Consider the following 16,424-nt stretch of genomic DNA (forward strand, 5'->3'; position numbering starts at 1 on the left):
GATGAGGGATGAAGGATGAGGTAAAAGCCTTAATTATCAATTATTAATTTTTCCCCATTCGAGGACAAGCAATTTTCAATTAATTAGTCCTAAAGTACTAAAGCAAATTGGGAATATAGATCGATGTAATCAATATCCTAATTTTTTAATATTGAACTGTAAGCAATTATCAACTATGCATTAACTAGGAGCTTTCAAGATGAATAAATATATGTTTCCCGCGATCGCAACAGCCTTATTAATTTCACCCTTGGCGGTTAATGCCTTGCCCTCAAATCCGGGAACTAATAACTCGACAGAATCGCGATTGCCCATAACCCAATTGGCCCATAGAAATCAAAAAGGTGGTCATGGGAACATGAAGAAACTGCTAGAACAACTAGATTTAACGCCAGAACAATCCCAAAAAATTGACGCAATTCACGAAGAGTTTCACTCCGAAAATGAAACCTTATTTCAGGAAATGCGCAGTAACCATCAAGAATTGCGATCGCTACTAGCTAGTGATGCTTCCCAAGAACAATTGCGACAACAGCATCAAAAAATTCAAAATCTGCGTCAGCAATTAGGCACGAATCGCTTTGAAACTATGTTGCAAGTCAGAGAACTTTTAACTCCTGAACAACGCACTCAAATGTCAGAATTAATGGCACAATATAGGGGCAGAAGAGGTCATCATAATTTCCAGAATTAATATGTTATACCTCAATTCCATAGCATTTTCATTGATAAAGATCACCTGAGTACTCCAAAAAAATCACAGTCATTATCTCAAAACTCTTTCATAATTAACTCAATAATTAAGTTCAATAGATATGTTTATGACTTGAGAATAATGAAAAAACTTATTAGTAAGCTTGCAATGCTAAGTCTTGGTTTTACTGTAAGTTTGATGGCTGTGGAAACGACACAAATCAAACCAGTCCAAGCTCAAAGACTTTGTTACTCCTATAGAGTAACTCGCCCTAATGGCTTATATGTATATATAAATGGCGGAAGTCAAATTATCACAACTCTTCCTTACAACAATATCGTTAATGTGAATGGAATCAGTGCCGATGGATATTGGGCAAAAATTCAATATTTGAGGGTCGATGGCCAAATGGGTTATGGCTGGGTAGCCAGAGAATTTTTGGAATGCTACCAGGAATAAATTTAAGAAATATGGTTTGACAAGGTAAACAACGACTTAGTAGCTCTACTTGTTAATCAAGTAGGGTTTTTTTCTGCTGATTGGCCTTAAAAATTGCAATAATGATAAGGATCTTCACCGATGCAAAACCGTGGCGCAACCATTATCAGACCAATATTTCGACTTAATTGACCAAATTGTCGACAAAACTCTTCAGGGAAAAATTGCCTCTACAGAAAGGGTTTATATCATGTTAGAACGAGGGATTGAATCTGGTACGGGAGAAGTCTGGGAACGGTGCTTGGCTCAACGCATCGAGTCGACAAATAATCAATTAGATAAAAAACTCAAGGCAACAAGAGTTTTGCGAGCTTTAACAACTATTGAAACCCAGTACAAAAGATGGCAAAAAGCCCATCAACAACAAAATGCGATCGCTGATGCCACGGATCAGCTTCTTGGTTCTACCACTGAGCAGATAGTCGCAAACTGGATTCAAATTATTGATATTAATCAAAAAGAGCCTCTAAATCGCGATAAATTGCAACAATTAGCTCAAAGTTTGGAAACTTCTGTCACTAACCTTGAGAATGCTCAGTTAGCTCAGGATTGCCAACAAATAGCCACAGGGATTATTGCAGGCTTAACTACTTTTTCCCAGCTCGAAGATGATTTAATTAGCTGGATGTATGAATCGCAAAGGAGTATTGGATTTGCTAGGGAAAAACCGAACCCTTGGCGAGTTTGGGTGAAAAAAGTAGATAATCCTCTGCCAAAACAATTATTTCAAGCTCTAGCTGAGCAAAGAGCGATCGCAGACTTGGGAGGAGTCACCAACAACATCGAGTTACGAGGTTGGGTTGAGTTAGTGATTTTACTCCAATATATTCAACAAGGCTTGGTTGCCTGGTATGACAAACAGCCCTACAATGCCGAATTTGGCAAGCAACTTTCCTATAGTACTTTTTTGACTTTTGCTGTTATCTGGCTCGAATTGTCCCAAACTTTCACTAGCAATAATCGATTTCGCGAAGGTTGTTTCCAGATTATGCTACAAATTTTGCGTTTATTTGCGCTGAGGGATGATTTTCCTCTTTATAGCGGGATTTTTGTCTCTTTTTCAGGGGAATTTTTACAAAACACTTTGTCATATTTGAGCGAACCAATCCGGCAAATAGAAGGAAATAAGGAAAAAGGTCGGATTCTTACTCTGCTCGGATATTCGCAACGAACTCTGGGGCGCTATGAACAAGCATTAGCTTTTCATCAGGAGGCTATAGAAATTGCCAGAGAAGCTCAAGATAAATCCTGCGAAATTGCTAATCTCAATCATTTGAGCAGAACTTATGTGCAACAAAAAGATTACGAAACTGCGATTAACTACAGCCAAAGAGCGTTAATTATGGCGCGTCAAAGTGGCGATCGCCTAGGCGAAACAAATGCCCTAGTTAATCTTGGGTATAGCAAAGTATTTGCGGCGCGAGACATCGATGCTATGGATGCAGAGGTTTACAACGAAGCGATCCGCTATCTTGAGCAGGGTTTGCAACTCGCGGAAAAAGCTGAAGATCTGCAAACTCAGTCTTTGGTGAATAATAGCTTGGGAATTGCCTATGTAATTTTGGCGCAACCAACATCTGCGATCGCTTTTCTCGAAAAGGGGGTAAAACTCGCTACGATGGCACAAGACGTCTATTTACAAGGGCTGAGTTATAGTTATCTGGCAGAAGCTTATTACAGTATAGAAGATCTCAAGCATAGTATTTATCATGGATGTCTAGGTAGCTATCTCCTCAAACAAATTAATTCTCTCGAATGGCGCAAAAGTGCGGGGTTGATAACTATTCTTAAAGGTCAATTAGGAGATGCGGCTTTTAATCAGTTATTAGCTGAGTTGCGATCGCAAATAATCACTTTGATTGGAGTTGATGGTTACGATTATATTCCCCAACTTTTAACTGAATATTTAGAGTAAATGGTGAAAAAACTAAATTATTGGGTAGATTTGATGCTCCACCATGATACGACTTTGAGATAAGCTGTACGGTAATACCGTACGCCTAAAAGTTGTTCCAATGGATAGTATAAGTGTAAACAAGTTCCGGGAAACGTTGAAAGACTGTGTAGAAAAAGTGATTAATCAACATAACCCACTCAAGGTTACTCGCCGCAATGGGGAGGATTTTGTCGTGGTTAGTGCTGAAGACTGGGAACGGGAACAAGAAACCTTACAGGTGCTGCAAAATAGTAGTTTAATGAAACAAATTGCTAAGTCAATGGTCACCCACATGCAAGGACAGGGCTATAAACTAACTGATGAGGAGATCGATGAGATCCTTAGTGTTTGAAGGAGATACCTGGAAAGTGTATGAGGACTTGAGGCAAAAAGACCCAAAAATGCACAAAAACCTTCGTAAAATCCTCAAAGAAATGCTGAGAGGAAATCCCAAATCAGGACTTGGAAAACCCGAACCTCTTAAACATAATTTATCGGGTCTTTGGTCTCGAAGGTTATCACAAAAAGATCGGATAATCTATAAGTTTGATAGTGACTATATTTACATATTTGCCATAGGTGGTCACTATGATAATTTGGTCTAGTCTAGAATAAAATTAAAAAAACCTGCATGGGAAACAGAACCGAATATACTGGTTTAAAAATAATTAATGTGATGATTTCTCAATCTAGCCAATAAGTTTTTCGTTGAAAAGGATAGGTAGGCAGACTTATTTTTTTGCAATGACTATCTTTCATTAAAACGTCCCAATTAATCGCAACTCCTAAGACATAAAGTTGAGCTAACCCAGAAATCAATAGTTGCCGATCGCGTAATTCTGAATCTATGCCAGAATAAATCACCGTTAAGCTCTCATTAACTTCTTGGCTACCAATTGACCAACAAATCTCAGCAATATCTAAAGAAACAATCGGGGTAGCAATCAAAGATTGCGCTAAATCTTTTAAATCACCACTAACCTGCTCCACAAATTCCAGAGCAAGTTTCGGCTCTTGATTAAGATTGGCCTTACCTTGCCATAGGTCGGGGTACATTTCCTCATTAAGAAACTGAGTTAATTTTGTTTGTAACTCTTCAGTAGAAGTCGTAGTCGCAGCCAATCTATAGTTAAAATGCGATCGCCCTGTGTTAGCAGTCAAGCAGATATCTTGTATCGAATCAGTTGAAGTTATTAAATATTCTTGATAACGTTTCACCAACTCTTGAAGAGCCTTTTCACTCCTAGCCGATAAAGTAAACAAACATAAATCCTGCTCCCTTGTCTCCCCATCTCCCAATCTCCCCATCTCCCCATATCCCCAACTCCCCAACTCCCCATCACCTAAAACAACATGGGCATTCGTTCCACTAAACCCAAAAGCACTGACCCCGGCAATTCTGGGCTGTTCACTTTTTGGCCAAGCGATCGCATTTTGGGGAAGTTTAAAAGGTAAATTTTGCCATTCTATTGCCGAATTCGGCTTTTTCAAATGGAGATTAGCCGGAATCGATTCATTCTCCAAAACCAAGACTGCTTTAATTAAACTTGCGATTCCTGAAGCGGATTCTAAATGACCAATATTAGTTTTCACCGCACCAAGCATTAATTGCTGATTATTGGCAAACACAGAACTTAACGCTTCAACTTCGATCAAATCTCCCAAAGAGGTTCCTGTGCCGTGAGTTTCCAGATAACCAACTTGCTCCGCTGACACTTTGCTATTGGCTAAAGCTTGTTTAATTACGGCTTGCTGGGACAAACTATTAGGAGTGGTAATACTGCTAGTGCGGCCATCTTGATTAACAGCTGAACCGAGTAGCACAGCTCTGATATGATCTCGATCTGCGATCGCATCGCTAAGTCTTTTAAGCACCACAATGCCACAACCTTCCGATCGCACAAAACCATTAGCCGCCTCATCAAAAGTCTGGCAACGACCATCAGGAGAGAGCATTTTCGCTTGGGAAAAATTGATACTAACTTTAGGTGAAATCAAGCGATTTACTCCGCCAACTAGAGCTAAATTGCATTCGCGATCGCGTAAACTCTTGATCGCCAAATGAACTGCTACCAAAGAAGAGGAACAAGCCGTATCGAGAGAAATGCTCGGGCCAGTAAAATTGAAAAAATGCGATAAACGCCCAGAAGCCAAACTATGGGTATTGCCCGTGGTGAGATAAGCATCAATCTCGGATTGCTTTCTGCTTAATAATTGATGCCAATAATCCGTTGCCGAGATTCCAATAAATACTCCCGTTTGACTACCTTGAATTTTTTCGGCGGCGATCGCAGCATTTTCCAGGGCTTCCCAACTCACTTCTAATAAAAGTCTTTGTTGCGGATCGAGACTTGCGGCTTCCCTGGGGGCAATCCGGAAAAAACTGGCGTCAAATGACCTAAGATGGGGGACAAATCCACCATAGTTATTACAAATTTTTCCTGGGGTAGCAGATTGTGCATTGTAATATTGATCTTTGTCCCAATGTTCAGCGGGAATCTGAGTAATCGCATCTTGCTCGTTGGCTAATAATTGCCAAAATTCTTGAGGGTTATTGGCTCCAGGAAAACGACAACCCATTCCTACTACTGAGATCGGTTCATGCTGGGCTTTTTCGAGAGCGCCTAATTTACTTTGCATTTGTTTTAATGCTAGTAAAGCTTTTTTCGTAGGAGACAAGGACATAAATCAAGGATGAGGGATGAGGGATGAGGAAATAATTTTTAATTTTCAATTTCTTCAAGGAATAATTCTACTAATTCTTGAGTCGTGACGAGAATTTCAGGTTCTTGAGAGTATAAATCACGAGTGCGATAACCTTGGGTGAGAATTTTGTTCCAAGCTGCTTGTAGGTTTGCGATCGCGTCTCGTTCTCCCCATTGTTCTAGCATCATCATCGCACTAGCCAATGTACCCAAGGGATTGGCTTGGTTTTTTCCGGCAATATCGGGCGCTGTGCCATGAATCGGCTCATAGAGGCCAAATCCAGCTTCATTGAGACTGGCGGAACCAAGTAAACCAACTGAGCCTGCCAACGCACCGCCAAGATCACTTAGGATATCGCCGAATAAATTGCCTGCCAAAATTACATCAAAATGCTGAGGGTTGATCACTAATTGCATTGCCAAATTATCTACTAACATCGGCTCGACTGTAACGTCGGGATATTCCTGGGCAACTTCTGCAACTAAATCAGTCCAGGGCAAATAGGGCAAGGCATTTTCTTTGTGAGCAACTGTCAGTAAACCCCGACGTTTTTGAGCTTTGGCGAAGGCCACTTTAGCAATTCGTTTAATTTGCCAATCGTAATATTGCATGGTGTGATAGCCATAATTTCCCTGTGTATCTTCTCCTCTGCCTGCTGCTCCGAAATAGATGCCACTGACTAATTCTCTGACAAATAGGATGTCTACTCCCGATAGATAATCTCGTTTCAAACTGGATTTATCAATTAAGCTAGGAAAAGTTTTGACTGGACGAAGATTCACAAAAAAATCAAATCGTTTTCGGAGTTCGAGTAATCCGCCTTTGCTTACTGCACCAAAGAGAATACCGTCGGATTGCTCACATAATTGAGCTGTGGTTTCAGGAAAATAAGAACCATATTTTTGAAATGCCGATTTACCGATCACACCGTAATCTATTTGTAGTTGAAAATCATGTTTTTGAGCCAGTTTTTGCAAAATTACGAGGGTGGCTTCTACTACTTCTAGGCCAATTCCTTCTCCAGGTAGAGCTGCTATCCGATATTGATTATTCATTGCTAAAATATAAATTTAAGCTATTTTTATTATGCTTATTCTCTCTTAAATGGAACAATAAGAGACGCCGAAAAATTAAACAACGGCTCCTTCTATATGTCCATTAGCAGTAATATGTAAATTCAACCTACGACTGAGAAAATTAATAGCAAGGTAGAGTTCATCAGCTAAATCAACTTCTTGATCTGTAGCTAAAGAAAGCAATGTCAGTAAAGTTTCCAAGGTTTTGCGATCATCTGCCTCTTGGCCAATTGAGTACACTATTCTTGCCCATGTTACTTGGCTCACCTCAAATTTGGAACGCTCTAATAATAAATTGAGTAATTGGGGAATTAATGATTTAGTTACTAGCCATACAATTAATTCAGCGATGTCATTATGATAGTAATCTAAATCTTCTTGAGACAATAACCATAATAGCTTTTTTGATATTTCTTTAGGTTTAAAGATAGAAGCAGAATATATGACTTCTTCTACATTTCCTAAAATATCAGTCACCAAAATATCTGAATTATTTTCAAGTTCTGATATTCTGCAATTGAAATATCTTATAAACGTTAAAGCTATGGAATTATTATTTAATTTTTTGCAAGAGTCTGCTACTCGATGCCAGATATAACCTCTATAAGTGAAGTTCCTAATAAGTAAACCCGGTGGAATTATATTATTAAGTTTCTTATTGATAATATAAAAATCAATTTTATTCATCTCTTCTATTACTTCGCTCAAAAAAGGAATAACATCTTCTATCCTCCTCATCCCAAACGTTGCAGCTATTCCTGCACGAACTCTAAAATCAATATCAGGATTATCTAGTATTTTAAATAAAGATTTTAATTCCTTTAATGGAAGATTCTCCAAAGATTCAGTCAAAACAAATCTAGTTTGCCATCCAATAGATTCATCTTGAAGATATCCAATTATTGAATCAGCTAATTCCAATGTATGCTTTGAGAATTTTGCAGCCATAGCAACAGCTAATTTAGTCAGTTCATCAGCATGTTCACTTGATAGCATTGACAATAAATCTAAGGCCTGATCTAAATCGCTTAGTCTAAATATTGATTCTATAATTGCTAATCTGCTACCAAGTCCAATCGAGATCAAGGCAACTTCTCGTTCCTCTTGTTTTAAGATACTGATAAGCTCGGAAACCATAGCTTTTTCCCCTAATTCACCTAATGCTCTTGCAAGATTTGACTTAATAGAAAGAGTTATATTTGGATAAAAGTATCGCTGCCCTTTTAAAATCGATAGAATTTGAGAAGAGAGAAAACTTGCTTTCAACTTTATAAGGCTATCTATAACACCTTCAATTACAATCTCATTCGCTTTGGCCTTATCTGTCTCTTTTTTTACAAAATCTATTAAACGTTCCGAAGTTTGATGAGAACCATAATTACCAAGAGCAATCGTAATTGCTTTTCTTCGCCATTTATTTTCTTTTGAATTCTCAAGAATATCAAATAGATAATTTTCTAGCTTATTTCCTCCAATTTCCATCAAAACATTAGCGGCATTTTCCCAGTCGAATGTGTAAGTCGAATTTGATAGTAAACTTTTTACTTCAGCAATTATTTTCTCTCTCAAACCGCGTAAACGAATAATGGGTGTCCCAACAAGACATCTGGCTGCTAAAAGTAGATCGCCATGAAAAAAATTATCCTTAATTGCTAATTTACCTTTGGGTAATATTTGAGTACTAATTGAGTGACCTAAAATCCCTAACAGTAATGGTGTTGAATCTGCCATCATTCCTGACAACAGCAAAATTACTTCTGTGTACCAAGGATCTCTCCGATAAAGGATGATCTTTGGTAAACTTTCTTGAAGACGATCCTTTGCAGCTAAAGCAGTTAAATATTCTTGAAAAGTTAAATGTAGAAACCCATGCCAACCAATAGCTTGTTCTTTGAGCAAACCATATTGAGCAGCAATTTCTTGAAGAATAGCCTTATTATTATCAGGTTTAATATTAATTGCTTTTAGAAAGTTGGCAATTATCGATAATAGTTCATTCTCTGGGAAATAACGTTTTCCTTTATTATGAAAATCCCAGGCTAGTTCTTTTAATAAGTCAAGTTTGCGATCGGTAGTAAAGTTGCTAAAACGTTTGATATTGCGAGATGCATCCCATTCTCTTAATAGGACTTCCAAGCAACGTTTGTATAATTCTGCACGACGTTCAGGTAATTCTAAATCTTGTTGATAAACAATAGTAATTAGAGAAAGAATTAGAGGATTAGCAGCTAAAGTTTGCATTCGAAGATTACCCGATAATGCTCTTGTTAGTCCATATCCTCGTTCGTGATCATATTTAAACCATTTATCAATGAAGAATTGTATTTGCTTCCAACTAAAATCTAAAACCTCAAGGGTTTTGAAATTTTTTAATCCTCTACGCCAGCCAGCTTTACGACAAGTAACTATAATTGGAGCTTTTGGAAATCTTGTTTTTAATCTATTAATCTCTTGTATTGCTAAATTATAAGCAATTTGAGCTTCTTCTTCGTTTTCGCCACCTAAGACTTCATCCAAGCCATCGCAGAGGAATGCTACTTTACCACTATCCAATTGTTCAGTTAAATAATTAATTGCTTGAGAAAATTCATAGTTACGATCGCATTCGGTAGCTATAAATTCAAATAAATCATTTGTTGAACTTGCAATAAAATTACCTAAGTCTACATATAAGGGCAAGTAAGGTAACTGATTTTCATCGCGTTTTGCCATCTTCAATACTAGGAAACGTAGCATCGTGGTTTTGCCCGCACCTGGATCTCCCAACACAATAATATGAGAAAATTGTATTAAGGCTTCTACTGGCGACATAGCAGTAGTCGATTTTTCAGTGAGATGTAATTGCGACTTTTGTAGTAATGCGTTAGGGTCTCCTTTAGCTGAGGAAACAATTTCATTTTGATTTTTGTAACTTAGTAATTCTTCTTCTTTAATACTTAACTCTATGTATACACTTTCCAAACTGATTGAGCTAGGAACATTTGGCAAGTTGCAAATGCTAAGGCTGCACATTTCTGTAATAATTGTTTGACGATATTTTTCAGCACATTGTGAAGCTGTTTTTTTGAGTTCTTCCTTAGCTTTTAACTCTGTTTTTGTTTCTTTATTTTCTTTTTCTTGTTCTGTTTCTTGTTTTAATCGATGCTGTAATCTAATTTCTTCCAACTTAGATTTTCTGCTGTAACTTAATCCGTAGATGGTAAACCCACCAGTTATTAATGCAGCAGTAATCCAACCTGTCCACTTAATCCAATCCCCTTCGTTACGTTCCACAAAATTAAGATTTTTCTCAGGTTGATGAGTTGTAGGCGTAGATTTATTCGGTGTTTTTGTTGGCTGTGATGGCTTATTAGTGGGAGTCGTATTTGTAGATTTTGAGTTTACTGGTTTCTTGGGTGTTGTTGTCTGAGATGGTGAAGTGTTTTTAGTAGGAGAAGTAGTCGAATGAGGGGAAGAAGATTGTGATTGTTGAGCAAAAGAGGGAATTGCCGATAAAAAGCTAACTAAAATAGCAACCGAGAGAAAAATTTGCTTTTGATGTCCCTGCTTCATTTATCTTTGGAGGAATTGTTATTCAACTAGGTTAACTCAAACAATTAATTACCTTTCTGTTGCAAGACGCAATCAATATTCAATAAATTGAAATCTTCTGTGGATAACACAGAACAAGGTTTGACAAATTCAAGCAAGATAGGAGAAGAGCCTGATTCTAAATCTGCGATCGCGTTTCTCGTCACATCCGACCAAGAACTATTCATTAACCAATTATTATCTAGTAAATATTCGGTTGTAAAAGCTGTATTATCTAAAAGCAAATAATCGACATCGTATTGCTGAATAAGGGATTTTAAAACTTCGATATCAGGGCTATATTGAGCTTGGATTAATGCGATCACTCTTTGTTGAACTTGATTGTAATAACTAGGATGATAAGCTAGGGCAAACTCTTCTCCTACTAAAATAGATCTCTGAGTAAATGCAGGAATATTATTAATTTCCTTACTTAAAGAAGCAACAATAATGTCTTTAGGTTGCTCGGCCAAATACTCATAGATTTCCGAGTTTGTTCCAACACGCCAATTTTGAAACCCATAAATAAAAACGTAGGGCACGGCAGGAACAATAATTATAGCGAAACTAAAAAGAGTAATCAGGGTGATTTTAATTTTCTCTGATAACGTCAAAGATTTGTTTGCTCTGATTTTTTTTCTTACCCAAGTTTTGCCCAAATCGAATAGTATTGTGATGACAATGCTCGTTGCGATCGCCAAAACAAAACGTAAACTATGGTAAGTATAACGACTAGGTAAATGTAGTCTTGGCAGCAAAAGATGAGCCAGCAGAAACATCAATAAAGATGCAATAGTGATCTGTTTTAAAATAGCTATTTTCTGAGTAATTAAATTAATAACTGGCAATTTAGTCTTAAGTAACCAAGGTAAGGCCACACCTAACCAGATTATTGTGGGGAAGATCGGAAGATTGAGACCACTAGAGCCAGTAAACCAATAATCGAGCCAGCCACCACCGAAAAAGGGACTTCGACCATCAAGATTGAACTCTGGCATTTGCTGCATTTGCTGAGCGGAAACCACAGTTGCTAACTCGGCTGCTTTTTGAGTGATTGGGTAAAGCGCGATCGCAGTGACAATTAATCCTAATATCCACCAACGAAGGCAGAAGGCAGAAGGCAGCCCTAAAGGATACCGCTTCGCATAACGGCAGAAGGGTTCTCTTTTAATTTTCGTCTTGATTTTACTGTGGGGCAAAAGTTTAATTAAAAAATTACCATTATTTTCGAATAAAACCAGAGTTATAATGGTTACTTCAATCAACAATAACTGAGGATAAAATAAACCTTGCAGTAGCATTAATACTAAACAAGGAATTAATTTGTTTTGAGATAAATAATATAAAAAAGCTGCGAATAAAGGATAAAGAAAAGCCCTAGGAGTTGCCGAAACTAGATCGTCATTGAGCCAAATAAGTTGAGTAATAAATAAACTACTAAAAAATCCACAAATTCCAATGGGCAATATTTCGAGAGTAAATAAATAGACATAGATAGAAGTAATTAGCCCCAAAATTGGAGGTAAAATCTTTGCCAAGACAAGAGGTTCAATCCCAACTTTAGCTACTGAGAAATATAACGCTTTGTAGCCAACAGGAGCCAGACTTTGAAAGTAATTGGCAATAATATCTTGCGAAAATAATTCTGGATCGACAAATCTTTGTAACCAGACTACATGCTGCCTAGCATCATCTTGAATTATGTAATCTTGGCTGAAAACATAATAATAAAACCATAAGCCATAGTACAGGGCAAATACTAAACTTATCCCCAGCCAGAGATTAACAGAAGATTTTTTTTGTCGATTGTTTATTTTCTCCTACCCTCCTCAATTCTCCATCTGCCATCTGCCATCTGCCCTCAAACAATCAATACCATTTCAATTTTAAAGGTTTTCTCTTCGGTACATCCTGAGCTTTTTCTACTAACCAATCAGCCTCTTTATAAGTTCCGAAAACATGATCCCACCAATCGACTCCCAAGCCAAAATTATGATGCCATTGATCATATTCGTGATGGACATAGTGCACAGGCATTTTCATCCAAAAACAAGCCTTGGGATTATCATGCTGCAATTGATGAGCATAGGCCGCGAAAATTGCATAGGCCAATGAGCCAATGAGCCAGCTCCAACCAAGCTCCCAAGAGAAGGGAAAAAACGTCAGCATCGCTAGGCAACTAAATTTTACATACTCGACTAATTCCAAGAAAAAACCTTGTCCGGTATTTTCAATGTGATGTTGGGGATGGGGGGGGAATGCTTTGGGGTAAATATGCATTAAGCGATGAGCGAAATATTCGACTAGGCTGGATACGATGAAAGCCGCGATCGCAAATAAGATGAGTGTTAAGACATGAACTAGGTTAACCATGCAACTTTTTTGTTAGGTTTATAGTGAGAGCTATATAAATTGATAAATACTTATAATCGATAACAAGAAATTAATCAGAAATCAACCTAATTTTAGAATATTTAATGATTTTTGACGTTATCATTACTTAAAACGAAGGTCTTCTCCGCAAAATGATAGGATAATTGCTGAAAATTTCATCTTTGGAAATCATTTGAAAAAGTTTGAGTTTATAGTAGATGGACCACCCGTATCGCAGCAAACTCGGAGGCGGCAACGATTAAGAACTTGGAAAGAAAATGTGCGACAAGAAGCTGAGAAATATTGGTTGTCAGAAAACAAAATAGCTAATGGGTTCGTTATGCTACAAGTGACTTATTTTTATGATTCCGTTGCTATGGATGTGGATAATATTGTTAAACCAATTCAAGATGCCATTATTGGATTAGCTTATATTGATGATAATCAGGTGACTGATATTCTCGTTAGAAAGAGATACTTATTTGGTAAATTCACAATGGTGAATATGACTGAGACTTTACTGGAAGGGTTTGTTCATGGCAACCAGTTTTTGCACATTGTTGTAACTGATGCACCTGATCAAGAGGTGATTACTTAAATGTTAATATCAACATCAAAGATAGAAAGAAAGCAATTATTGCAAAGAGCTGAAGAATATCGAGATAAAGGTTATGAAATCTTATTTCATCCTAGCTCAGAAGACCTCCCCGATTTCCTAAAAAACTATCGTCTCGATCTGGTTGTGAGAAATAAAGATGAGACAGTAGTGATTGAAGTCAGGTCTCGTGCTTCACTGAATCCTGCTTCCACTCAATATCTACGCAATCTGACCAAAATAATAGAACAGCATCCTGGTTGGCGATTAGAGTTAGTCATGACTAACCCAGAAGACGCCATATATTCAATAAAAGCTGAAGGGTCTTTCAAGGAAGATGAAATAAAGTCCCGTTTGGCAACAGTCCGTCAGATTTCACAACATGATCTAGAATCAGCTCTTTTATACTCCTGGTCTCTAATCGAAGCATCTTTAAGACTCGTTGCGGAAAAAGAAGGACTAAGTTTACAGAAATTTGATTCAAGGCATTTATTGCAATCATTAGCAACGGAAGGAATCATTGGACAATCTGAATATCAAATACTAATGAATTCGTTTTTATTCCGTAATGCGATCGCACATGGATTTAAAACTACACCTATTCCCCAGAATCTTGTTGACGATTTAATTAAAATTACAGAACAACTACTCCAAGAATTTCATCAGTAGTATGCTCGTTAATCAATTTTTGTATTCATATTGTTTATTTGTGAGTCATACAACATGTGTAAATTATAAGGTTCTTGCGAAATTGACTGAATATACTCTGAACTTAGATAACTAGGATAGTCGGCATTTTCTGCAACATAACTTTCAAAGAAAACTAAAGACAAAATATTTTGATAATTTTTCGTAATTCGCGATGTCTCAGCTTGCGAAGATGACTGTTCTTTGGAGGCCGTTGTATTGGCGTGAGGCAATTTTTCCGAAATCACAAGATAGCGATCGCGATTGGTCAAGGCATTAAAAGCAGGAATTTGCTCATCCAACAAAGATGTTAGAAAGTCTTTATCGACAACTTGCCAGATTGTGGGAATGTCAATCTTAGCCAATTCTGCTTCCCCAAAAAGACTTTTACCAAATGGAACAAACAGAAAAGCGGCCTTAATCCGTTCATCTTTGAGCGATCGCGTTTCTCTGGGCAATTCTAGGGCACGACATTGATACAAAATCGAAATATTGAGCAGGTTTAACGGCTGAGCACAATCTTGTTCTAGTTGCTCAAAATTGATTTGCGCCCCGGCTAAGGACATTGCCGTCGTGCCACCGAGCGAATAGCCGAAAATCCCAACTTGCTTGAGATTAAGCCTCTGAGGAAACTCTACTTGCTGGGTTTGCGCCAACTCATCCAAGATAAAACTAATATCTAAAGGTCGGTCGATAAATTCTGTGGCATCAAAATTTTCTTGATATAACCAATTGCGAAAAGCCTTTTCTCGTTTGCGATCGCTACCTGGATGATCGAGAATTACGACGGCAAAACCATAGGAGGCGAGATGATGGGCTAATTCTTTAAAGCGATCGCGTTTAGCTCCCAAACCATTAGAAACCACAATTACAGAGATTTTACTAGTAGTTCCCTGGGGGAGATAGAGATCTGAAACTAAATTGCGATCGCGTTGATGATCGTAAAATTCTCTAGTTTGTTTCGTAACCGTAAATTGACCATCGGAGCTAAAGTCTGGACTATTTTTGCCGATGGCTTTTGATTCTAATGTTTGTTCTTGAATACTCGCAATAAATTTTGCGGTGTCTTTTTCGCTATCAGAGACTTGCTCAACCAATTTAATTAATTCTGGAAGATTTAGCTTAATATCTGTGGGGAAACTTTTTAAAAAATCAATAAAATTAATCCCCTCAGCAGATGCCGCAGCTTGGACGACAGAAGCTCTCAGGCCATAAAAGCCGTTGATATCATGAGGTATTTGAATAATATTTCCAATACGCTCAAATAATTTGATACCAACGGAAGTCCTCAAATAACGATAAACTAGCACCGGATCGACTTCGTAGCTTTGAGTGAGAAATTGTTGTAATTTTTTCCTTTGTTGAGGCGAAATTCTTTTGAGGTAGAAATTGAGATTTTTGGTGATTTGTCCTTGCTTGGCAAAAAGTTCTAAATCAGCAACTTTGACTTCAAAACCCAGCAAACTATAGTTGAAATTAATGATTTCTGCGGGAATAGTTGGAGATGCTAAAGCAACTGCATTAATTAAGGTCGCAAACATTACCAGCAGGCTGTACTTGGCTAATTTCAACTTTGGCAACATCGGTTTTTATTTTGATTCATGATTCATTAAAATACTTGTCTATTAACTGTTGGCTACAATTAAAATTCCTCAACACTTCTTGTAAGTCACCTCGTCTCACATTATCTTCGATTAGACTTATCGTATCTTTTACTTGTTCTAATCTTGGTGCTTTGTTTTGAGTTTTATTTAATTGTTCAAGTTTTTTTTCGAGTTCTTCTAGCTTACGACGCAGAGAAAGATCTGAGCGCAAATAATTTTTTAAATAATCAAATCCAGAATTTAAATCGTTACTAGACTGATTCAGTTCTATTTCTACATCATTCCAAAATTTAGCAGTATGGCGAGTTTGCTCCTTGGCAATCAAATTATAAGCTATATCCACAAAGAAATTATAAACAGGCTTAAGGCTAAAAGATAAAGTGCCAACCTCTGTACTTGCATTTAAAATTGCAACAAATCCAATTCCTAAGACAATAGCCTCAAATACCAGAACGATATCGATTTTAGGTTTAGAATTAAAGTCACTAATCCACCAAAATAATAAAGTTGGTGTAATAAATTGTAAGAATAACCAAAGCCAAAAACCTGAACTCTTAAGAGGCTTGAAAAAGGGGAGAAATCTGCTTTGTTTATTAAATTCCTGCCAAGCAGCAATAACATTTACTATTCCAGGAAAGATCGCAATCAGAATATATAATCCCCATTCAGTAAGAAACTTCTGCAC

General features: G+C 37.4%; 14 protein-coding genes. 7 read left to right on the forward strand and 7 right to left on the reverse strand.

What is annotated here, in order from left to right:
• The first annotated feature begins 199 nt into the window (after nt 1–199).
• The 5 genes from XEN7305_RS23200 to XEN7305_RS23220 all read left to right on the forward strand — a co-directional run bounded on the left by XEN7305_RS23200 (nt 200) and on the right by XEN7305_RS23220 (nt 3,733).
• Nucleotides 200–694 (forward strand): Spy/CpxP family protein refolding chaperone, encoded by a 495-nt coding sequence (locus XEN7305_RS23200; RefSeq protein WP_006511976.1) that lies wholly within the window; start codon nt 200–202, stop codon nt 692–694.
• Nucleotides 695–835: 141 nt separating this feature from the next.
• A complete protein-coding gene (locus tag XEN7305_RS23205) occupies nt 836–1,153 on the forward strand; it encodes an SH3 domain-containing protein (protein ID WP_006511977.1) in 318 nt (105 codons plus the stop codon).
• A 130-nt stretch (nt 1,154–1,283) separates the two neighbouring features.
• Nucleotides 1,284–3,107: a tetratricopeptide repeat protein gene (locus XEN7305_RS23210; protein ID WP_006511978.1), complete on the forward strand. Its 1,824-nt coding sequence runs from the start codon at nt 1,284–1,286 to the stop codon at nt 3,105–3,107.
• Nucleotides 3,108–3,207: 100 nt separating this feature from the next.
• Nucleotides 3,208–3,480, forward strand: a complete 273-nt coding sequence (locus XEN7305_RS23215) for a type II toxin-antitoxin system Phd/YefM family antitoxin (protein WP_006511979.1) — start codon at nt 3,208–3,210, stop codon at nt 3,478–3,480.
• On the forward strand, nt 3,461–3,733 hold the full coding sequence (locus XEN7305_RS23220; protein ID WP_006511980.1) for a Txe/YoeB family addiction module toxin: 273 nt from the start codon (nt 3,461–3,463) through the stop codon (nt 3,731–3,733). Before XEN7305_RS23215 ends, XEN7305_RS23220 begins: the two co-directional genes overlap by 20 nt.
• 79 nt (nt 3,734–3,812) lie before the next feature.
• Here the strand turns inward: XEN7305_RS23220 and XEN7305_RS23225 are convergent, their stop codons facing one another.
• The 5 genes from XEN7305_RS23225 to XEN7305_RS23245 all read right to left on the reverse strand — a co-directional run bounded on the left by XEN7305_RS23225 (nt 3,813) and on the right by XEN7305_RS23245 (nt 12,853).
• Entirely contained in the window at nt 3,813–5,813 is a 2,001-nt protein-coding gene (locus tag XEN7305_RS23225) for a type I polyketide synthase (RefSeq protein ID WP_006511981.1), read from the reverse strand.
• 38 nt (nt 5,814–5,851) lie between these two features.
• Complete coding sequence (locus XEN7305_RS23230) at nt 5,852–6,889, reverse strand: isocitrate/isopropylmalate dehydrogenase family protein (protein WP_006511982.1); 1,038 nt, start codon at nt 6,887–6,889, stop codon at nt 5,852–5,854.
• Between the two features lie 75 nt (nt 6,890–6,964).
• A complete protein-coding gene (locus XEN7305_RS23235) occupies nt 6,965–10,462 on the reverse strand; it encodes an NACHT domain-containing NTPase (protein WP_006511983.1) in 3,498 nt (1,165 codons plus the stop codon).
• A 44-nt stretch (nt 10,463–10,506) separates the two neighbouring features.
• Entirely contained in the window at nt 10,507–12,018 is a 1,512-nt protein-coding gene (locus tag XEN7305_RS23240; RefSeq protein ID WP_006511984.1) for a hypothetical protein, read from the reverse strand.
• Between the two features lie 331 nt (nt 12,019–12,349).
• A complete protein-coding gene (locus XEN7305_RS23245) occupies nt 12,350–12,853 on the reverse strand; it encodes a sterol desaturase family protein (protein ID WP_006511985.1) in 504 nt (167 codons plus the stop codon).
• 193 nt (nt 12,854–13,046) lie between these two features.
• Here XEN7305_RS23245 and XEN7305_RS27935 point away from each other — a divergent pair, with 193 nt between their 5' ends.
• Together XEN7305_RS27935 and XEN7305_RS23255 are read left to right on the forward strand one after the other, a co-directional pair.
• A complete protein-coding gene (locus XEN7305_RS27935) occupies nt 13,047–13,451 on the forward strand; it encodes a RusA family crossover junction endodeoxyribonuclease (RefSeq protein WP_071591387.1) in 405 nt (134 codons plus the stop codon).
• Nucleotides 13,452–14,117 (forward strand): hypothetical protein, encoded by a 666-nt coding sequence (locus tag XEN7305_RS23255; protein WP_006511987.1) that lies wholly within the window; start codon nt 13,452–13,454, stop codon nt 14,115–14,117.
• A gap of 8 nt (nt 14,118–14,125) precedes the next feature.
• Here XEN7305_RS23255 and XEN7305_RS23260 read toward each other — a convergent pair whose 3' ends face one another.
• Both XEN7305_RS23260 and XEN7305_RS23265 read right to left on the reverse strand, forming a co-directional pair.
• Nucleotides 14,126–15,718 (reverse strand): alpha/beta hydrolase, encoded by a 1,593-nt coding sequence (locus XEN7305_RS23260; protein ID WP_006511988.1) that lies wholly within the window; start codon nt 15,716–15,718, stop codon nt 14,126–14,128.
• 16 nt (nt 15,719–15,734) lie between these two features.
• Entirely contained in the window at nt 15,735–16,424 is a 690-nt protein-coding gene (locus XEN7305_RS23265) for a hypothetical protein (protein ID WP_006511989.1), read from the reverse strand.

Origin of the sequence: Xenococcus sp. PCC 7305 (assembly GCF_000332055.1) — a bacterium.
Classification (GTDB): Bacteria; Cyanobacteriota; Cyanobacteriia; order Cyanobacteriales; family Xenococcaceae; genus Xenococcus.